This window comes from Pseudomonas sp. NBRC 111127 (genome assembly GCF_001320345.1).
Classification (GTDB): Bacteria; Pseudomonadota; Gammaproteobacteria; order Pseudomonadales; family Pseudomonadaceae; genus Aquipseudomonas; species Aquipseudomonas juntendi.
In genome coordinates this window covers 1-19,997 of record NZ_BCBD01000100.1, presented here as the reverse complement: position 1 = coordinate 19,997, position 19,997 = coordinate 1, and the positions used below count along the sequence as shown (strand labels likewise).

Below are 19,997 nucleotides of genomic sequence, written 5' to 3'. Positions count from 1 at the left end.
GGCGATTTCCAGTTCATCCATGTCGACCCGGAAAAGGCCGCGCAAACCCCGTTTGGCAGCACGATTGCCCATGGCTTTCTGACCCTTTCACTGATCCCCAAGCTGATCGAAGACATCCTGGTGCTGCCGCAAGGCATGAAGATGGTGGTGAACTACGGGCTGGACAGCGTGCGTTTCATCCAGCCGGTCAAGGTGAACAGCCAGGTGCGGCTGAAAGTGGACCTGGCCGAGGTGACCGAAAAAAGACCGGGGCAGTGGCTGCTCAAGGCGATTGCCACGCTGGAAATCGAGGGTGAAGAGAAGCCTGCTTATATTGCTGAGTCGCTTTCGCTCTGCTTTGTCTGATGCACCACGCCCGCTGTGGGAGCGGCCTTGTGCCGCGATTGGGCCGCAGCGCGGCCCCGGCAATTGTTGCAAGACGCTGAGATCCTGGGGCTGCTGCGCAGCCCTATCGCGACACAAGGCCGCTCCTACCTCGGCCGCATCAGCCTCGAGCCTTGCAGTACCTGTAGGAGCTGGCTTGCCGGCGATGAGGCCCGCCCAGGCAATACAAGACAGTTGCCCCCACAAGGCCGGTGCCAGGCCTTCTCTACAAACCCTGCGCACTCGCGTAAACTGCCAGCCTTCGCGCAGCCTAGGGCTGCCCCTGTCGATTTACCAAAGGTGCCCGCCATGCCCTGGCTGCAAGTACGCCTGGCCATCAGCCCGGAACAAGCCGAAACCTACGAAGACGCCCTGCTTGAAGTAGGCGCCGTTTCTGTCACGTTCATGGATGCCGAAGACCAGCCGATCTTCGAACCCGACCTCAATACCACCCCGCTGTGGTCGCACACCCACCTGCTGGCCTTGTTCGAAGCCGATACCGACGCTGAGCAGGTGTTCGCCCACCTGCGCCTGCTGACCGGCGCCGAACTGCCCGAGCACCAGGCCGAAGTGATCGAGGACCAGGACTGGGAACGCAGCTGGATGGACAACTTCCAGCCCATGCGCTTTGGCCGCCGCCTGTGGATCGTGCCCAGCTGGCATGACGCCCCCGAGAAAGACGCGGTCAACCTGCTGCTCGACCCGGGCCTGGCCTTCGGCACCGGCACCCACCCCACCACCGCCCTGTGCCTGGAATGGCTCGATGGCCAGCAGCTCGAAGGCACCCAAGTGCTGGACTTCGGTTGTGGCTCGGGCATTCTGGCCATCGCCGCCCTGCTGCTCGGCGCCCGTGAGGCGGTGGGTACCGACATCGACGTGCAAGCCATCGAGGCTTCCCGCGACAACGCCCAGCGCAATGGCATCGCCGACGAGAAACTGGCCCTGTACCTGCCAGAGCACATGCCGGCGATGCAGGCCGACGTGCTGGTCGCCAACATCCTTGCCGGCCCGCTGGTGTCGCTGGCCCCGCAGCTGTCCGGGCTGGTTCGCCCAGGTGGCCTGCTGGCACTGTCGGGCATCCTTGCCGAGCAGGGCGAGGAAGTGGCCGCAGCCTATGCCGCCGACTTCGACCTGGACCCGATCGTCGTGCGAGACGGCTGGGTGCGCATCAGTGGTCGGCGCCGCTAAGCGGGCCTAGAATACTTTTCTGCACAGCTCCCGGATTGCCGCATGACCGACAGTTTCGTCACCCAGTGCCCGCATTGCCAGACCAGCTTTCGCGTCACCCACCACCAGCTGAGCGTAGCGCGCGGCGTGGTGCGGTGCGGCCAATGCCTGCAGGTGTTCAACGCCGCCAAGCAGTTGCTGGAGCAGAACCGCGCTGCCAGCGCCGCGCCAGCACCGGCGGCGGCGCCTGCTGCCCCGGCGGCGCCAGCGCTGCCCGACGCCGAGGCGGCAACGCCTGCTCCGCCCGAGGCGGCCAACAGTGCGCCCACCCCTGCGCCAGGGGAGGACTGGGCCGTCACCGCCGAGGCGCTCGATGCCCTTGACCTCGACAAAGAGCTGGAGCGCCTTGAGCGGCGTGGGGGGCCGGCGCAGTCACGCGCCGCCCGGCAGGATGACGGGTTGCAAGCGCGGCGCGATGAGGGGCATGCCGACGAGCCTGTGGACGACCTGTTCGGCACGGCAACCGATGACCCCCTCGAGCCGCCACTGCAGGCACAGCCTGCGCCAGTGCTGCTGACGCCGGAGCCACAGGCGCCAGACCTCCAGCCTGCCCCTGGCGAGCGCACCGAGCCGGTACTGGGCAGCAATTTCGACCTGGACTTCGACGACCAGCCGCCCGTGCAGCGCACTGGCGAAACCGGTGAGCCTGAAACACTCGGCGAACCGCTCCACGCCGACGATGACGACATCCCGGAAAAAGGCCTGAGCGCGCGCGACGATGAACCGCTGCCACTGCAGCTGTCGGCGCGGGACGACGAGCTTGGCGCACCGCTGCCCGGTGAGCGCCTGGAACCCGGCCTTGCCGGCAAGCCCGAGCGCGCACCGCGCAAGGAGCCGCTGGTCGACGTGGTCGACGACCCCCTGCAACTGGGCTGGGAAAAGCCTGCGCCCAACTGGGGCAAGCGGATCCTGTGGGGCGTGCTGTCTTTGCTGGCCGCCGGCCTGCTGGCCTTCCAGTACGTGTGGTTCCACTTCGACGAAATGGCCCGCCAGGACCAGTACCGGCCCATGTTCCTGCAGCTGTGCCCGCTGGTCGGCTGCCAGGTGCCCACCCGTGTCGACATTGGCCGGATCAAGAGCAGCAACCTGGTGGTACGCAGCCACCCGGATTTCAAAGGCGCGCTCATCGTTGATGCGATCATCTACAACCGTGCGCCATTTGCCCAGCCATTCCCGTTGCTCGAGCTGCGCTTCGCCGACCTCAATGGCCAGTTGATCGCCAGCCGCCGCTTCAAGCCCAGCGAATACCTGTCGGGTGAGTTGGCGGGGCGTGGCGAAATGCCCAGCCAGACGCCGATCCACATAGCCCTGGACATCCTCGACCCCGGCCCGAAGGCGGTCAATTACAGCCTGAGCTTCCGCTCGCCGGAATAAGCGACAAGCTTCAAGCTTCAAGCTACAAGACGAAGCAGGCCGGCTGTCGGCTTGCTTGTCTTGTGGCTTGCAACTTGCCGCTTGTCGCCAGCCCCGGTTGTTCAGATTTTATCCAGTTCCATCTTTATCCGGTCACCGAGAGCGGGTATCATGCCAACCCTTTTTCGAACTCCAAGATTCGGCCCCACAACAGGGATCACCTATGTCGGCGGTACGCATCGGCCAATACACGCTACGCAACAACCTGATCCTCGCGCCCATGGCCGGGGTCACGGACCAGCCTTTCCGTACACTTTGCCAGCGCTTGGGCGCAGGCATGGTCGTGTCGGAAATGGTCAGCAGCGACATGAACCTGTGGAACAGCCGCAAGTCGAGCCTGCGCCGCATCCATGAGGGTGATCCCGAGCCGCGCTCGGTGCAGATCGCCGGCGGTGATGCGCAGATGATGGCAGCGGCAGCACGGGCCAATGTCGAGGCAGGCGCCCAGATCATCGATATCAACATGGGCTGCCCGGCAAAAAAAGTCTGCAACAAAGCTGCAGGCTCTGCTTTATTGAAGGATGAAGTCTTGGTCCACGAAATTCTCCACGCCGTGGTCGGCGCCGTGGACGTTCCGGTGACCCTGAAGATCCGCACCGGTTGGGACCGGGCGAACAAAAACGGCCTGAACGTGGCGAAAATCGCCGAGCAGGCCGGCATCCAGGCGCTGGCGGTACATGGCCGCACACGCGCCGACCTGTACACCGGCGAAGCCGAATACGACACCATCGCTGCCATCAAGCAGGCGGTGTCGATCCCGGTTTTTGCCAACGGCGACATCACGTCGCCCGAAAAGGCCCGGGCGGTGCTGGATGCCACCGGAGTCGATGGCCTGCTGATTGGCCGGGCTGCCCAGGGGCGGCCATGGATCTTTCGCGAGATCGAGCATTACCTGCGCACCGGCGAACACCTGCCGGCGCCGCAGCTGGACGAAGTGGAACACATTCTGCTGCAACACCTGGCCGCGCTGCATGCCTTCTATGGCGATGTGATGGGCGTACGTATCGCCCGCAAGCACGTTGGCTGGTACCTGGCAACACGACCCGGCGGCAAGGAGTTTCGCTCCCGGTTCAACGCTTTGGAAGACACACAAGCGCAGTGCGCCAACGTTCGCGCGTTTTTCAGCGAGCGTCGACAGAGCCTTGAGACAGAGGACGGACAAGGGGTGGCCGCATGACGATGATGACCGAGAATTTTGTGAGTGGAACAACGCCCGTGAGCGACAACGCCAACCTGAAACAGCACCTGAACACGCCGAGCGAAGAGGGCCAGACCCTTCGCGACAGCGTCGAGAAGGCGCTGCACAATTACTTCGCCCATCTGGAAGGCGCGACCGTCACGGACGTCTACAACCTGGTGCTCTCCGAAGTGGAGGCCCCCCTGCTCGAAAGCGTCATGAACTACGTGAAGGGCAACCAGACCAAGGCCAGCGAGATGCTCGGGCTGAACCGAGGCACGCTGCGCAAGAAGCTCAAGCAGTACGATTTGCTGTAACACAGAATCCCAACCAGAAAAGGCGGCTCCCTGAACAGAGGCGCCTTTTTTGCTGACTCCACCGCGTTATTGGAACCCGAAATGACCGACCAGACTACCCGCCTGCCAGTCCGCCGCGCCCTGATCAGCGTCTCCGACAAGACCGGTATCCTCGAATTCGCCCGTGAGCTGCAACAGCTCGGTGTCGAGATCCTGTCCACCGGCGGCACCTACAAGCTGCTCAAGGACAACGGCGTTGACGCGGTGGAAGTGGCTGACTACACCGGCTTTGCCGAAATGATGGACGGCCGGGTCAAGACCCTGCACCCGAAAATCCACGGCGGCATCCTCGGTCGTCGCGGTACCGACGACGCCATCATGAGCGAGCACGGCATCAAGCCGATCGATCTGGTTGCAGTCAACCTGTACCCGTTCGAAGCCACCATTTCCAAGCCTGGCTGTGACCTGCCGACCGCCATCGAGAACATCGACATCGGCGGCCCGACCATGGTCCGTTCGGCAGCCAAGAACCACAAGGACGTGGCCATCGTGGTCAACGCCAGCGACTACGCCGGCATCGTCGAAGGCCTCAAGGCCGGCGGCCTGACCTACGCCCAGCGCTTCGACCTGATGCTCAAGGCGTTCGAGCACACCGCCGCCTACGATGGCATGATCGCCAACTACATGGGCACCATCGACCAGGCCCAGCAGACCCTGTCCACGGCGGCACGCAGCGAATTCCCGCGCACCTTCAACAGCCAGTTCGTCAAGGCCCAGGAAATGCGCTACGGCGAGAACCCGCACCAGAGCGCGGCGTTCTACGTAGAAGCCAAGAAGGGCGAAGCCAGCATCTCCACCGCCGTGCAGCTGCAAGGCAAGGAACTGTCGTTCAACAACGTGGCCGACACCGACGCCGCGCTGGAGTGCGTGAAGAGCTTCGTCAAGCCGGCCTGCGTCATCGTCAAGCACGCCAACCCGTGTGGCGTAGCCGTGGTGCCGGAAGACGAAGGCGGCATCCGCAAGGCCTACGACCTGGCCTATGCCACCGACACCGAGTCGGCATTCGGCGGCATCATCGCCTTCAACCGTGAACTGGACGGCGAAACCGCCAAGGCCATCGTCGAGCGCCAGTTCGTCGAAGTGATCATCGCCCCGAAAATTTCCCAGGCGGCGCGCGACGTAGTGGCTGCCAAGCAGAACGTGCGCCTGCTGGAATGCGGCGAGTGGCCAGCCGAGCGCGCTGCCGGCTGGGACTTCAAGCGTGTCAACGGCGGCCTGCTGGTGCAAAGCCGTGATATCGGCATGATCACTGCCGATGACCTGAAGATCGTTACCAAACGTGCGCCAACCGAGCAGGAAATCCACGACCTGGTATTCGCCTGGAAAGTGGCCAAGTTCGTCAAGTCCAACGCCATTGTCTACGCCAAGCAGCGCCAGACCATCGGTGTGGGCGCTGGCCAGATGAGCCGCGTCAACTCTGCCCGCATCGCCGCCATCAAGGCCGAGCATGCCGGCCTGCAGGTACAGGGCGCGGTCATGGCCTCGGATGCGTTCTTCCCGTTCCGTGACGGCATCGACAATGCCGCCAAAGTGGGTATCAGCGCCGTGATCCAGCCGGGTGGTTCGATGCGTGATGCAGAAGTCATCGCCGCGGCTGACGAAGCGGGCATCGCGATGGTATTCACCGGTATGCGTCACTTCCGCCACTAATCAAGATGGCCGGCCGATCCTCGGCCTTGTTTGTGGGAGCGGCCTTGCGTCGCGAAAGGGGTGCGTAGCGCCCCCAGATTTTCAGCTTCGCAGCAGAATTTGCCGGGGCCGCTTTGCGGCCCTTATCGCGACACAAGGCCGCTCCCACACCAGAAACGGGATCGGCCAGACAGAATTCGAGGTTTTGACATGAAAGTTTTGATCATCGGCAGCGGCGGCCGTGAGCACGCCCTGGCCTGGAAAGTCGCGCAGGACCCACGCGTAGAAAAAGTCTTCGTTGCCCCAGGCAACGCCGGCACCGCCATCGAAGCCAAGTGCGAAAACGTCGCCATCGATGTGTGCGCCCTGGAGCAACTGGCCGACTTCGCCGAGAAGAACGTCGACCTGACCATCGTCGGCCCGGAAGCGCCGCTGGTCATCGGTGTGGTCGACCTGTTCCGCAGCCGCGGCCTGGACTGCTTCGGCCCAACCAAGGGCGCGGCCCAGCTGGAAGGCTCCAAGGCCTTCACCAAGGACTTCCTGGCACGCCACAAGATCCCGACCGCCGACTACCAGAACTTCACCGAGATCGAGCCGGCGCTGGCCTACCTGCAGGAAAAAGGCGCGCCGATCGTGATCAAGGCCGACGGCCTGGCCGCGGGCAAAGGCGTGATCGTCGCCATGACCCTGGAAGAAGCCGAAGCCGCCGTGCGTGACATGCTGGCTGGCAACGCCTTCGGTGACGCCGGTTCGCGTGTGGTGATCGAGGAGTTCCTCGACGGCGAAGAAGCCAGCTTCATCGTCATGGTCGATGGCCACAACGTACTGCCAATGGCAACCAGCCAGGACCACAAACGCGTCGGTGACCAGGACACGGGCCCCAACACCGGCGGCATGGGTGCCTACTCCCCTGCCCCGGTGGTTACCGCCGACGTGCACCAGCGCGTGATGGACCAGGTGATCTGGCCCACCGTGCGCGGCATGGCAGAGGAAGGCAACGTCTACACCGGCTTCCTGTATGCCGGCCTGATGATCGACAAGGCGGGCAACCCCAAGGTCATCGAATTCAACTGCCGCTTCGGTGACCCGGAAACCCAGCCAGTCATGCTGCGCCTGGAGTCGAGCCTGGTGCTGCTGGTAGAAGCGGCCTTCGCCAAGGCGCTGGACAAGGTCGAAGCCCAGTGGGACCCACGCCCGAGCCTGGGCGTGGTACTGGCCGCTGGCGGTTACCCGGGCGACTACGCCAAGGGCGACGTGATCAACGGCCTGGACGCTGCAGCGCAGATCGAAGGCAAGGTGTTCCATGCCGGTACGTCGCTCAAGGATGGCCAGGTGGTCACCAACGGCGGCCGCGTGCTGTGTGCCACCGCCATGGGCAGCACCGTTGCCGACGCGCAGCAGCAGGCTTACCGCCTGGCCAAGGAAGTCAGCTGGAACGGCAGCTTCTACCGCACCGACATCGGCTACCGGGCCATTGCCCGTGAGCGCGGTGAACACCAGCAGTAACCACTACCGGCACGCCGCGGTGCCCTGTGCACCCGGCGCCCGGCTCGTCGACAAGGCCCGCCATGGGCCTTGCCTTCGGCTTGGTGCGCCGCGCATAGTTGATACCCGGCACATCGGCCAAGAAGGGATTTCGTAGTGCGTCGGCTTCGGATTGCCTCAGCTCTTATCGTCAGCTTGCTGACCTTGCTCTGCATGTTCCCGGCTGCGGCCGATCATGGCGGGGGCTGGTCGGTGCTGCTCGATGAACAGGCCAACCTGCAACTGAGCGACGTGCGTTCCGAGCGCTACCGTAACCAGTTCAGCCCACTGATCCTTGCCGAACTGGATGCCGCACCGGCAGAACAAGCCCTGTGGCTGCATTACCGCCTGGAGCCGGGCGACCAGGAACAGTTGCTGCGGGTTTTCGCCCCGGACCTGTCTGGCCTGGACCTCTACGCCCTCGAAGGCGACCAACTTCTGCGTCAGCTGCACCACGGGCGCCAGGCCGGCAATGCCAGCCCCACCCTGCGCGGCAGCGACCATGTACTCCCCCTGCCCAACAGCAAGCAACCGGTGGACATCTACCTGCGCCTGGTGTCCGAACACCAGCTGCGCCCGGCCATCAGCCTGGAACCCGCCGCCCAGGCCGCCGCCGACCAGCGCCAGCCGCTGCTGTTCGGCATGCTGTTCGGCGGTTTGGTGATGCTGATCCTGCACAACCTGATCCGCTTCCTCTACAGCCGCTCTAGCACTTCCCTGGTGCTGGCGCTGTATCACGGCCTGATGCTGCTCAGCGGCCTCATCTTGCTGAACCTCAGCGGCCCGTGGTGGCATGTCTGGCACAGCGCACAGACGCCTGCGGCCTACCTGACCCTGGTACTGGCGGGGCTGGCCGGGCTGTATTTCACCCAGCACTTCTTCTCGCCGTGCAATTCGCCCCGGCTGAACCGTTTGCTGCAAGGTGAAATGCTGCTGGTCGGGCTCAGCGGCCTGGTGCTGCTGTTCGTCGATACCCTGCCCCTCAACCTGATGACCTACGCCCTGATGGCGCTGGGCACCGTGAGCATGCTGCTGGTCAGCAGCTACCAGTGGTACAAGGGCTATGCCCCCGCCCGGCTGTTCTGCCTGGCAATGGTGCTGTTCAACCTGGGTGGCCTGGTGCTGTTGCCGGCCCTGCTCGGCTTTACCCGCACTTCCACGCCATGGCTACTGAGCATTTTGCTGGGCCTGGCCGTGGCCAGCGGCCTGCTGCTCAACCTGGCGGTCAGCGAGCGCCTGCGGCGCATGAGTGAAGAGCGCTTCAGCGTCAGCCGGGCACTGGCTGCCAGCGATGCCGAAATCAACGCCAAAGCCGAGTTCCTGGCCAAGATCAGCCACGAAATCCGCACCCCGATGAACGGGGTGCTGGGCATGACCGAGCTGTTGCTGGGCACGCCGTTGTCGGTCAAGCAGCGCGACTACGTGCAGACCATCCACAGCGCGGGCAACGAACTGCTGACCCTGATCAACGAGATACTCGACATTTCCAAGCTCGAGTCCCGGCAGATCGAGCTGGATGATGTGCAGTTCGACCTCAACGCGCTGATCGAGGACTGCCTGAACATATTCCGCGCCAAGGCCGAACAGCAGAACATCGAGCTGATCAGCTTTACCCAGCCGCAGGTGCCGCGGGTCATCAGCGGTGACCCCACGCGGCTGCGCCAGGCGTTGTCCAGCCTGCTGGAAAACGCACTGAAAAACACCGACCAGGGCGAGATCCTGCTGGTGGTGGCCCTGGATCAGCGTGGTGAGGTGCCACGCCTGCGCATTGCCGTGCAGGACAGTGGCGAGCCGCTGCCGGCCGCAGACCGCGAGGCCCTGCTGCAGGCCGAACTGCACAGCCACCACTTCCTCTCCAGCAGCAAGCTGGGCGGCCACCTGGGGCTGGTCATCGCCAAGCAACTGATCGGCCTGATGCAAGGTGAATTCGGCATCAAGAGCAGCACCGGCATGGGCAATACCCTCTGGCTGACCCTGCCGCTGGACCCTTCGCGCCTGGAACAGCCCTTGGCCGACCTCGAAGGCCCGCTGCGCGATGCCCGGGTGCTGGTAGTGGACGACAACGATACTTGCCGCAAAGTGCTGGTGCAGCAGTGCAGTGCCTGGGGCATGAATGTCAGCGCGGTGCCGTCAGGCAAGGAGGCCCTGGCCCTGTTGCGCACCAAGGCGCACCTGCGCGACTACTTCGACGCCGTGCTGCTGGACCAGAACATGCCCGGCATGACCGGCATGCAGTTGGCCGCCAAAATCAAGGAAGACCCCAGCCTGAACCACGACATTCTGGTGGTCATGCTCACCGGTATCAGCAACGCGCCCAGCAAAGTCATCGCGCGTAACGCCGGGGTCAAACGGATACTCGCCAAGCCGGTGGCCGGTTATACCCTGAAAACCACCCTGGCCGAGGAGCTGGCCCAGCGCGGCCGCGAGCAGGCGCTACCCGCCAGCCCGCCTGGGGTCCCGCAGGCATTGGACTTGCCAGCAGATTTCCGCGTACTGGTGGCCGAGGACAACAGCATTTCGACCAAGGTGATACGCGGCATGCTCGGCAAGCTGAACCTGCAACCAGACACCGCCAGCAATGGTGAGGAAGCCCTGCAGGCCATGAAAGAAAGGCATTACGACCTGGTCTTGATGGACTGTGAAATGCCTGTGCTGGACGGTTTCTCGGCCACCCGGCAGCTGCGCGCCTGGGAAGCCGCCAACAAGCGCCAGCGCACCCCGGTGGTGGCGCTGACGGCGCATATTCTTGCCGAGCACAAGGAACGCGCGCGGCTGGCCGGCATGGACGGGCACATGGCCAAGCCGGTGGAGTTGTCGCAACTGCGCGAACTGATTCAGTACTGGGCCAGCCAGCGCGAAGCCGCGACCGACCCGGCGCACATTTCCTGACCTGCCGGCGCAGGCCCACCACAGCCCCACCCCACGCCAACCGACTTTGCCAAGGACCCGCGCTCATGCTCCATGAGTTGTTCAGCGTCTACCTGAAAATGCTCGTGCTCTACAGCCCGTTCTTCGTGCTGTCGTGCTTCATCAGCCTGACCCGTGGCCACTCCAGCAAAGAACGCAAGCAACTGGCGTGGAAGGTAGCCTTTGCCGCGCTCATCGCCAGCGTGCTGCTGTACCTGTTCGGCCGGGCGATCTTCGGTATTTTCGGCATCACCGCCGACGCCTTCCGGATCGGCGCGGGCAGTGTGCTGTTCATTTCTGCGCTGGGCATGGCCCAAGGCAAGTCCGCGGTGCAGGCCGACAACGTGCAACAGGACGTCACCATCGTGCCGCTGACCATCCCGTTGACCGTCGGGCCCGGCACCATCGGCGCCCTGCTGGTAATGGGCGTCAGCCAACCGCACTGGGGCGACAAGTTGCTGGCAATCATCGGCATTGCCTTGGCCAGCTTCACCGTGGGTGTGGTGCTGTACCTGTCGCACCGCATCGAGCGCCTACTCGGTGACCAGGGCTTGCAGATCGTCAGCCGGCTGATGGGCCTGTTCGTCTGCGCTCTAGCTGCACAGATCATCTTCACCGGCATCAAGGGCTACCTGGCACCTTAAAGGCCGTATTCGAGAATACGGTTCAACGAGGCTTGCACCACCCGCTCCTGCACTTTGCCCAAGAAGCTGTTCTCGAACGCCAGCACATTGAACCGCACCAGTTCCGCCCGCACCACCCGGTGGCTACGCTTGTGGCTGAGAAAGCCGGCCTTGAATGCCGCGTGGCTGTCGACCTCATGGTAAAGCACCATGTCGACCCGGCCGGCACCGGCGGGCGCGCATGGCAGTAGCTGGAAATGCTGGCGCTCGTATGCACACCGTTCCAACTCACGCAGCACCGAGGGCTGCCTCAACAGTTTCCGGATAGAGAGCCCGGTTGCCGTTGCATAGCGCTCCCCCGCCTTGTCAGCGATGGTTTCCAGAACCTGATCGGTCTGTTTGGCACGGCGCGGGTCGGGACAATGCGCCTGCTCGGGAGACACCGAGTCCCAGCCCATGAACTTGAGCTGGTTGCGGTAGTAGTCGAACCAGTTCTCGATCAAGCCCTCCCTGTAGGCTGTTTGCGTGGCCCGCTCGGCCATCGCCAGGGCCAGCTTCACCTTGCTCGCCTGGGCTGCGTCCATTCCTGGCAAGAACGACACGATACCGGCACCGATTACCGCAGGGGCAACGTTCGTCATGGTGTTGCCCCCACTACTGGCGCATAAGGGTCGAAGCGGTAGTCACCCTGGGCATTCCTGTCCTCCATCAGCGCCTGCAGTGCAGTGCGCTGGTGCTCGAAGCGCCCGTTATCCAGTGCCAGGGAAATACCATCGAATTTGGCTTCGCCCCTGAGTACCTGCTCGCTCAGCAGCACATTCAAGGGCACGGCAGAAATACGCTCGTCGACCTGCAGCGTGATGCTGCAAAGATCGAGGGTCGGCCCGGCCTTCAGCAGCCCCACCTCCACGACCAGTCTGGACCGCTGGCCCTGCTCCTGGGCGCTGAACGTCAGCAAATGGTCAACACCCTGGGCAGAGCGGCGCAGGCCTGCCCTTACCGTGCTCAGCAGGGCTTCGGGGCTGATCGCGCGCATTTTCAACCAGGCTTCCAGCGGCTGGGGCTGGGTGCTGCGAACGGGTTGCCCCAGCTGTTTGAGGTCGTGGGTGCTGGCCAGCTTGATCCAGCCCAATTGGCGAAATGCCTCGCGGTTGGCCGCGTACCAGGCGTCATACTGCTCGAAACGCGACCCGGCGTGCTTGTTGGCCACCAGCTGGGCGTACAGTATCGAGTCGAAAGCGGCCTGGCGCAGTATTTCGCCCGCCCTCTGCGGGTAAACCAACGCCGTGCCACCGATCAGCATCAGTTGCTCGGATGCTTTATCCATGTGTGTTGCCTCATTTCAAGGAGAGTCGAAAAGGCGGCATCGGCGAAATGCCGCCAGGCAATCAGATGTCGTACTGCAGAACGTTCTCGACGCTGCGCACGCCCAGTTTGTTTTCCACGGTTTCGCGCACTTTGTCGTAGACGAAGTTGTTGAGGGTGAGCACCGCCGTACCGGCGTAGTAGCGGCTCTTGTTCAGCTTCCACTGGATGCCCAGCACGTCGTCGTCCAACTGCGGGGCAGACGCCTGGATGCAACTGATCACCATGACCACATCACCTTGCTCGGTCTCGATGCACGCAGCCAGGCCGACCATGCCCCGGGTCTTGTTCTTGCGCTTGTGGTCGAGCACTTTGGCGTCGCTCTCGACGGTCGCCATCTTGTCGAAGGCCTTTTTGGCCAGGCTGCCCAGTTGGGTGCCGCCCAACATTGCGTTGCCGGCAACGGCAATAGCACGTACAGCAATGGCGCCGACGGTGACCGACAGCTCGGCCGATGTTTCCTGCTCGAAGCTGCGCTTGGGGATGGTGAAGCCCAGGTCACGCATCACATCGATGAGCTTGTCATACCACTCCCTGCTCTGCTTTTCGGCATCGAAGGCTTTGTCCGCCACCAAGGTGGCAAAGTGGTATGCATTCTTGCAGTCATGGCGGCTTTGCACGGACATACCCGCGCCACAGGCAAGCAGGTTGCCTTCGACCAGGACGGCGGCGTCGCGGGTAGTGGCTTGTGTTTCAGACATCGGGAAACTCCTTGGTGGTTACCCCTGAATCAGGGGCAGCCACCTTAGCCAGCGCGCTCGCAAGACAGCGCGCTGAAGGGTTTCCGCGGCAGCTAGCTGGCCGAAGGGTACCAACGTGGTGTGTAGGCCCACACCCCACCCGTGAGGCGAGGAAACACGCAGGTTGTGGAGGAGCCCACCAGCACCATGGTGCGCATGTCGACCATTTCTGGCAGCAGCTCGGCTAATGTGACTACCTTGAGCGTCTGCCCCGGCCTACCGATATCACGCCCCAGGACTACAGGCGTGTTGCCAGCACGGTGCCGGCGAACCACCTCGAGCGCCACGCCGAGCTGATGCGGCCTCGAGCGGGAAATCGGGTTGTAGAATGCCAATACCAGGTCAGCCTGGGCGGCCAGGTCCAGGCGCTTCTCGATGATCGACCAGGGTTTGAGGTTGTCCGACAGCGACATCACGCAGAAGTCATGGCCCAGCGGTGCACCTGCCTGGGCAGCGGTCGCCAGCGAGGCGGATACCCCCGGCAGGATCTCAAGGTCGACCCGGTGCCACGCCGGGTCGGTCGACGCGTGCAGCGCTTCGAGCACTGCCGCCGCCATGGCGAACACCCCCGGGTCGCCCGACGATACCACCACCACCGAACGGCCTTGGGCCGCCAGCTCGAAGGCATGCCTGGCGCGTTGCATCTCTTCGCGGTTGTCGGTGCAGTGCAGCACCTGGTCGCTACGGAACGGCCCGGCCATGCGCACATAGGTTTCATAGCCAAGCACGTCCTGCGCCCGGGCCAATTCCGCCTTGACCGCTGGCACCATCAGCTCGGCAGCGCCCGGCCCCAGGCCGATAACGGCCAAACGGCCGCGGCGGCGGCCCAGCCGCTCCACCTCGACCGGGGCGGGTGCCACCGCGATGACCACGTCGCCCTGCCCGATCAGTTGGGCACCGGGCAATGCCGTCGCCAGCATGCTGGCAACATCGCCTGGCTGGGCCGCGAAGCGCAGGGCAACCCCCAAAGCCTGCGCCGCTTCGTGCAGGGTGGTGTCGGCCATGGCGTGCTCGCCCGCCAACACACAGGCCACAGCTGGCTCGGCGATGCCGGCCTGCTGCAAGGCAGCACGGATAGTGTGCAGCGCGCCGCTTGCAACCCCCACGACCACCGAGCGCGGGTGGATCAGCAACTCGTCGCGGCTGGCCGGGCGCGCCAGGTGCCCCACATGAATGGTGCGCCGGGCCACCTCTCTGGCGGGCAATTGCGCCTGCTGCAACCAGGGCGCATGCCCCTCGACCCGCACCGACTCGCCAGCCAGCAGGTCGGAAACAAAGCGCTTGCCTTGCTCGACATCGGCCAGGGCATAGCCTTGCGGCGGGTTCAGCAGGCAGGTGCCGAAACGCAGTTCGCCGCTGGTCGTGATGGCGGCGGCAACACCCAGCGCCGCGCCGATTTCCCGCGCCATCACGTTCACCCCGCCCAGGCCACCGAGCAATGGCACCACCGCACTGCCATCTTCAGCCACGGCCAGCACCGGCGGTTCGCTGCCCTTCTCGCTGAGCAGGGGCGCCAGGCTGCGAATGACGATACCGGCTGCGCACAGCGCAATGATCGGGGTGGCTTGCTGGTACAGCGCCCGCAGGGTGTCGCCAAAGGCACTGTAGTAGCAGTCGGCGCCCTCTACGCGGCCCTGCAGGCCATGGATCAAAGCCTGTGGATAACACTGCTGGATGCGCTGTGCCGTCAACAGGCTGCCCGGCCCGAGAATGACGATGGCCGGTGCCGGGTTCATGGTCAGCCCTGCCATTTTTCCCCCGGCACGATGATCAGCGAAAAGTACGGCGACGACAGTGGGTCGACCTGGTCCAGGGGCACGATTTTCTGGTTGGCCATGGTCGCCCGTTCCACGTACAGCGCGCGCCCGTCCAGGCCAAGCTCGGCCAGCACGTCGCGGACCTTGGGGAAGTTGCGGCCGAGCTTCATGATCACCGCCGCATCGGCGTCGGCCAGGCGGCGCTTCAGCTCATCGGCCGGCAACACCCCCGACAGCACGGACAAACTCTGGTTGCGGTACACCAAGGGCGCGCCCAGCACCGAAGCGCCCCCCAGCATGGAGCACACCCCAGGAATCACCTCGGCCTCATAACGCTGTGCCAGGCGGTCGTGCAGGTACATGTACGAGCCGTAGAAAAACGGGTCGCCTTCGCAGATCACCGCCACGTCCCGACCGGCATCCAGGTGCTCGGCCACTTGCACGCTGGCTTCGTCGTAGAAGTCGCTGATGACCTGTTCATAGGACAAAGGCGCCGGCAGGGCTTCGGTGGTCACCGGGTAGACCAGCGGCAGCAGGGTCTGGGCAGGCTGCAGGTGCGCCTCGATGATGCCGAAGGCATTGCCACGCTTGCCCTTGGCCACGAAGTAGCCGACCACCGGGGCCTCGCGCAGCAGGCGCAGGGCCTTGACGGTGATCAGCTCGGGGTCGCCGGGGCCTACGCCCAGGCCCAGCAGTCGTCCACGCGGCGCCATCATTCCACCTCCGTGGCCAGGGCGTTGACCGCGGCAGCGGCCATTGCGCTGCCGCCCAGGCGGCCTTGCATGATCACGAACGGCACGCCGCGGCTGTCGGCAGCGAGCATCGCCTTGGACTCGGCAGCACCGACGAAGCCAACCGGGAAGCCGAGGATCAGCGCCGGCTTGGGCGCGCCGGCGTCGAGCATTTCCAGCAGGTAGAACAGGGCGGTGGGGGCATTGCCGATGACCACCACGCTGCCCTCCAGGTGCGGGCGCCACAACTCCAGGGCCACGGCCGAGCGGGTGTTGCCGGCCTCTTTGGCCAGGCCAGGCACGCTGGGGTCACGCAGGGTGCAGATGACCTGGTTGTCGGCTGGCAGGCGGGCCCGGGTGATGCCCTCGGCGACCATGTGCGCATCGCACAGGATCGGTGCGCCGTTGCGCAGCGCTTCGCGCCCGGCATGGCCAGCGCCTGCAGAGAACTGCAGGCCATCGATGGCTTCGACCATGCCACAGGCGTGGATCACCCGCACGGCGAGCTTTTCGAGGTCTGCGGGGATCCGCTCGAGCCGGGCTTCCTCGCGGATGATCCGGAAGGAATTGCGATAGATCTCCTGACCATCGCGGATGTAGTCAATCATCAAGGTGCTCCGTCGGCAGGTCGAGCATGGCGCCTGCTTCATTCAAGGTAAGGTCGGTGCCGCGCAGGGCGCCAAAGCCTGGCTGGCACGCGTCACGCAGGTACAGGTCATAACGGCCCGGTGAACGGGCCAACAGGGTGGCCGGGGCAACATGGGCCACGGCGCAGGAACGGGGGCAGCCAGACAAGTGCACGCTGCCCGGGGCGCCAGGGCCGAGCAGCGCGGCCAGGGCCACGGCATCGCCCTTGGTCTCGCCCAGGGCCTTGGCGCAGCCGCTGCTGCCGGTGCAGGCGCTGATACGCGCCAGCGGCTCATCGACGTGGCAAAGCAGGCCCAGGGCAGACAACCCGGCCTGGGCCTGCTCGATGTGCTGCGCCGGCAGGTTGGTCAGCACCAGGCTTTGCCATGGGCTAAGGCGCAGGCTGCCGTCGCCCAGCTCACGGCAGACCTGGCCGACGCCGCGCAGCATGGCCGGGGTCAGGCGGCCCTGCGCCGGGGCAACGCCAAGGGCCAGGCCGCGGGCCTGAGGCAGCTTGCCCAACCACACGGGAGCAGGCTGGTGCCGGCGCCAGCCGAGCACGGCAGCGTCGCGGCGGATATCCAGAGGCAGGCCTTCGACAAACTCGCCGGCCGGGCAGGCTTCCAGCAGCTGGCGCATGCGCGAATGCACGGGGCTGGCCAGGTCGAGGAAACGGTCGAGCACGGCACGCACCAAGGCCAGGCCATCGGCCAGCGGCACCGCACCCAGCACTTGGCCATCTGCCGGGCAACCCGCCAGGCCGAAAGCCAGCCAGGTTTGCTGGCCCAGGCGCAAGGCCGACAACCACAGGTCGTGAGGGTGTTCGAGCATGGCCAGGACTTCGCCGGCATCAAGCTGCACGGCGAACTTGGCTGACAACTGGTGGAAGCGCGGGGTGCTTTCGAGCAGGTCGAGAATCTGCCCGGCCAGGGGCCGTGCATCCAGCAGCATGGCCGGATCATGCCCGGCCAGCGGGCTGAGCATCAGGTTGCGCACATCGTCGCCTGCCGCATCGCGCGGGCCCAGGCCTGCCGCGAGCAAGGTCTCGACCAGGGCGTGGTGTGCATTGCCGATGCCGCGGATCTGCAGGTTGCCGCGGTTGGTGGCCTCGATCACGCCGCCGGCGAAACGCTCGGCAGCGGCCGCTACCGCATCGGCCTGGTCGGCCAGCAGCAGGCCACCCGGTAGTTTGATCCGGCAGATACCGCCATCGCGGGCACTGACGATGCGCCACAACCCCGGGCAAGCCGAGGGACGTGGGGTAACAGCGGGGGCATCGGCCTGGGTCAATGGAGTATCCGGCAATCTGTGAAAGTGCGCTTGAGTGTAGAAGGCGCGGTATTATGCCTGCTTTGGCCGGCGGCATGAAAAGCCGGTGGTCGAGCATCATTCGGGTTTGAGCAGAAATTCTGGGGCGCTGTGCGCCCCAGAATCTTTAAGAGGTATGAATGACACCCTGGCTGACAGTAGTAGGCATCGGCGAAGACGGCTTCCCTGGCTTGGGCAAACAAGCCCGGCGCGCCCTGCTGGGCGCCACGAAGATCGTCGGCAGCCCCCGCCAGCTGGCCCTGCTGCCGCACTGCACGCGCGCTGAACAACTGCCCTGGCCCAGCCCATTCTCGCTGAACCCGGTACTGGCCCTGCGTGGCGAGCCGGTGTGCGTGCTGGCCAGCGGCGACCCCATGTTCTACGGCGTCGGGGCCAGCCTGGCGCGCCTGGTGCCCGCGGCCGAAATGCGCGTGCTGTCGATGCCCTCCTCCTGCGCCCTGGCAGCGGCCCGCCTGGGCTGGCCACTGCAGGACCTGCACGTGGTGTCACTGGTGGCGCGGCCGCTGGCTGCCCTCAACGCCCACCTGTACAGCGGCCTGCGCCTGCTGGTGCTGAGCAACGATGGCGACAGCCCGGCGGCCATCGCTGCACTGCTCTGCGAACGTGGCTTCGGGCTCAGCCGCCTGCAGGTGTTCGAGCACCTCGGTGGCGAAGCCGAACGCATGCTGGTCGGCACTGCCCAGGACTGGCCGCACACCGATATCGCTGCACTCAACCTGGTGGCCATCGACTGCCAGGCCACGCCCCACGCCCCCCGTCACCATCGCCTGGCCGGGCTGCCCGACAGCGCCTTTCGCCACGACGGCCAACTGACCAAGCGCGATGTCCGCGCCATGACCCTGGCGCGCCTGGCACCGCAGCCAGGCGAGCTGCTGTGGGACGTGGGTGCTGGCTGCGGCTCGATCGGTATCGAATGGATGCGCGCCCACCCGGCCTGCCGCGCCCTGGCCATCGAGGCCGACGAAGGCCGCCAGGGCTTCATCGAACATAACCGCGATGCGCTGGGTGTTCCCGGCCTGCAGCTGGTTCGCGGCAAGGCGCCGGCAGCGTTGCATGGGCTGGAGCCGCCCGATGCCATTTTCATCGGCGGCGGCGTCACCCGCGAAGGGGTGCTCGACCTGTGCTGGGCCAGCCTGCGCCCTGGCGGGCGCCTGGTGGCCAATGCGGTGACCCTGCAAAGCGAACTGGCCTTGGCGCATTTTCGCCAACAGCACGGCGGCGAACTGACCCGCGTGCATGTCGCCCATGCCCAGCCACTGGGCGCGTTCGACACCTGGCGCCAGGCGCTGCCGATCACCCTGCTGGAAGTGCAGAAACCCGTCGATGCGTGAAGAAACCCGCGAACAGCCCGCCCCACTGCGCAGCGGCCTGACCACCGGCAGTTGCGCCACCGCCACCAGCCTGGCGGCAGCCAAGCTGTTGCTCACCGGGCAGCGTGACGACGCCGTGGCTATCACCCTGCCCAAAGGCAAGGTGGTGCAAATGCGCCTGGAATTCTGTCGCCTGGTGGGCGAATGCGCCGAAGCCGGGACCGTCAAGGATGCCGGCGATGATCCCGACGTGACTCATGGTGCGCTGCTGTACACCCGGGTGCGCCTGCTGGGCGAACCGGGCGTGCGTTTTGTCGCTGGCAGCGGCGTCGGCACCGTGACCCGCCCGGGGCTGGTGCTGGCGGTCGGTGAACCTGCCATCAACCCGGTGCCCCGACGCATGATCAGCGAGCACCTGCAGCGCCTGGCCGATGAGTGTGGCTACCCTGGCGGCTTCGAGGTCACGGTCAACGTGCAGGGCGGTGAACAGCTGGCGCTGAAGACCATGAATCCGCGCCTGGGCATCCTCGGCGGCCTGTCGATCCTCGGCACCAGCGGTATCGTGCGGCCATTCTCCTGCGCTGCCTATATAGCGTCGATCCACCAGGGCATCGACGTGGCTCACACCAACGGCTACACCCACATCGCCGCCTGCACCGGCAACGCCAGTGAAGACACCATGCGCCGTGTCTACGGCCTGCCGGAAATCGCCCTGATCGAAATGGGCGACTTCGTCGGCGCGGTGCTCAAGCACCTGCGCAAGGTGCCGGTGCCGCGCCTGACCTTGTGCGGCGGCTTTGGCAAGATCAGCAAGCTGGCTGCCGGGCACATGGACCTGCACAGCCGCCATTCCAGCATCGACCTGCCGCAGCTGGCCGGCTGGGCAGCGGCGATCGGTGCTGACACAGCCCTGCAAGCC

The 19,997-nt window shown here is 65.1% G+C and carries 18 protein-coding genes; 11 read left to right on the top strand and 7 right to left on the bottom strand.

The features are described 5' to 3' along the window. The 9 genes from APH30_RS17810 to APH30_RS17770 all read left to right on the top strand — a co-directional run. Window positions 1-345: MaoC family dehydratase (locus APH30_RS17810; RefSeq protein WP_054913308.1), on the top strand; the 345-nt coding region annotated here is incomplete at its 5' end. 327 nt (window positions 346-672) lie between these two features. Further along, complete coding sequence (gene prmA / locus APH30_RS17805) at window positions 673-1,551, top strand: 50S ribosomal protein L11 methyltransferase (protein ID WP_047150017.1); 879 nt, start codon at window positions 673-675, stop codon at window positions 1,549-1,551. A gap of 42 nt (window positions 1,552-1,593) precedes the next feature. Then, complete coding sequence (locus tag APH30_RS17800; RefSeq protein WP_054913307.1) at window positions 1,594-2,964, top strand: DUF3426 domain-containing protein; 1,371 nt, start codon at window positions 1,594-1,596, stop codon at window positions 2,962-2,964. Window positions 2,965-3,166: 202 nt separating this feature from the next. Further along, entirely contained in the window at window positions 3,167-4,180 is a 1,014-nt protein-coding gene (gene dusB / locus APH30_RS17795) for a tRNA dihydrouridine synthase DusB (protein WP_054913306.1), read from the top strand. Next, a complete protein-coding gene (gene fis, locus APH30_RS17790; RefSeq protein WP_003249693.1) occupies window positions 4,177-4,497 on the top strand; it encodes a DNA-binding transcriptional regulator Fis in 321 nt (106 codons plus the stop codon). The genes dusB and fis overlap by 4 nt, the downstream gene beginning before the upstream one ends. An 81-nt stretch (window positions 4,498-4,578) precedes the next feature. After that, window positions 4,579-6,186 carry a bifunctional phosphoribosylaminoimidazolecarboxamide formyltransferase/IMP cyclohydrolase gene (purH, locus tag APH30_RS17785; protein WP_009683258.1) on the top strand — a complete coding sequence of 536 codons (1,608 nt, stop codon included), beginning with the start codon at window positions 4,579-4,581 and terminating at the stop codon, window positions 6,184-6,186. 189 nt (window positions 6,187-6,375) lie between these two features. Beyond that, a complete protein-coding gene (purD, locus tag APH30_RS17780) occupies window positions 6,376-7,671 on the top strand; it encodes a phosphoribosylamine--glycine ligase (protein WP_054913305.1) in 1,296 nt (431 codons plus the stop codon). Window positions 7,672-7,806: 135 nt separating this feature from the next. Then, window positions 7,807-10,578 carry a hybrid sensor histidine kinase/response regulator gene (locus APH30_RS17775; RefSeq protein ID WP_054904928.1) on the top strand — a complete coding sequence of 924 codons (2,772 nt, stop codon included), beginning with the start codon at window positions 7,807-7,809 and terminating at the stop codon, window positions 10,576-10,578. Between the two features lie 65 nt (window positions 10,579-10,643). Next, window positions 10,644-11,240, top strand: coding sequence for a MarC family protein (locus APH30_RS17770; protein WP_009683262.1), 597 nt, complete (start codon window positions 10,644-10,646; stop codon window positions 11,238-11,240). Here APH30_RS17770 and APH30_RS17765 read toward each other — a convergent pair. The 7 genes from APH30_RS17765 to cobG all read right to left on the bottom strand — a co-directional run bounded on the left by APH30_RS17765 (window position 11,237) and on the right by cobG (window position 17,744). Then, window positions 11,237-11,860, bottom strand: a complete 624-nt coding sequence (locus tag APH30_RS17765; protein ID WP_054913304.1) for a hypothetical protein — start codon at window positions 11,858-11,860, stop codon at window positions 11,237-11,239. The genes APH30_RS17770 and APH30_RS17765 overlap by 4 nt on opposite strands. After that, window positions 11,857-12,546 (bottom strand): hypothetical protein, encoded by a 690-nt coding sequence (locus APH30_RS17760; RefSeq protein WP_082416201.1) that lies wholly within the window; start codon window positions 12,544-12,546, stop codon window positions 11,857-11,859. Before APH30_RS17760 ends, APH30_RS17765 begins: the two co-directional genes overlap by 4 nt. Window positions 12,547-12,607: 61 nt before the next feature. After that, window positions 12,608-13,285 carry a hypothetical protein gene (locus APH30_RS17755; RefSeq protein WP_054913303.1) on the bottom strand — a complete coding sequence of 226 codons (678 nt, stop codon included), beginning with the start codon at window positions 13,283-13,285 and terminating at the stop codon, window positions 12,608-12,610. A gap of 92 nt (window positions 13,286-13,377) precedes the next feature. Further along, on the bottom strand, window positions 13,378-15,075 hold the full coding sequence (cobJ, locus tag APH30_RS17750; RefSeq protein WP_054913302.1) for a precorrin-3B C(17)-methyltransferase: 1,698 nt from the start codon (window positions 15,073-15,075) through the stop codon (window positions 13,378-13,380). Beyond that, window positions 15,063-15,797, bottom strand: a complete 735-nt coding sequence (locus APH30_RS17745) for a precorrin-2 C(20)-methyltransferase (RefSeq protein WP_033690487.1) — start codon at window positions 15,795-15,797, stop codon at window positions 15,063-15,065. Before APH30_RS17745 ends, cobJ begins: the two co-directional genes overlap by 13 nt. After that, complete coding sequence (locus APH30_RS17740; protein ID WP_009683269.1) at window positions 15,794-16,420, bottom strand: precorrin-8X methylmutase; 627 nt, start codon at window positions 16,418-16,420, stop codon at window positions 15,794-15,796. The genes APH30_RS17745 and APH30_RS17740 overlap by 4 nt, the downstream gene beginning before the upstream one ends. After that, window positions 16,413-17,744 carry a precorrin-3B synthase gene (gene cobG / locus APH30_RS17735; RefSeq protein WP_082416200.1) on the bottom strand — a complete coding sequence of 444 codons (1,332 nt, stop codon included), beginning with the start codon at window positions 17,742-17,744 and terminating at the stop codon, window positions 16,413-16,415. The genes APH30_RS17740 and cobG overlap by 8 nt, the downstream gene beginning before the upstream one ends. 143 nt (window positions 17,745-17,887) lie before the next feature. On the opposite strand from cobG, the gene APH30_RS17730 reads away from it, so the two are divergent. Beyond that, window positions 17,888-19,099, top strand: a complete 1,212-nt coding sequence (locus APH30_RS17730; RefSeq protein WP_054913300.1) for a bifunctional cobalt-precorrin-7 (C(5))-methyltransferase/cobalt-precorrin-6B (C(15))-methyltransferase — start codon at window positions 17,888-17,890, stop codon at window positions 19,097-19,099. Continuing rightward, the coding region (locus APH30_RS17725) for a cobalt-precorrin-5B (C(1))-methyltransferase (RefSeq protein WP_054913299.1) at window positions 19,092-19,997 on the top strand (906 nt) is incomplete at its 3' end. The genes APH30_RS17730 and APH30_RS17725, both read left to right, overlap by 8 nt.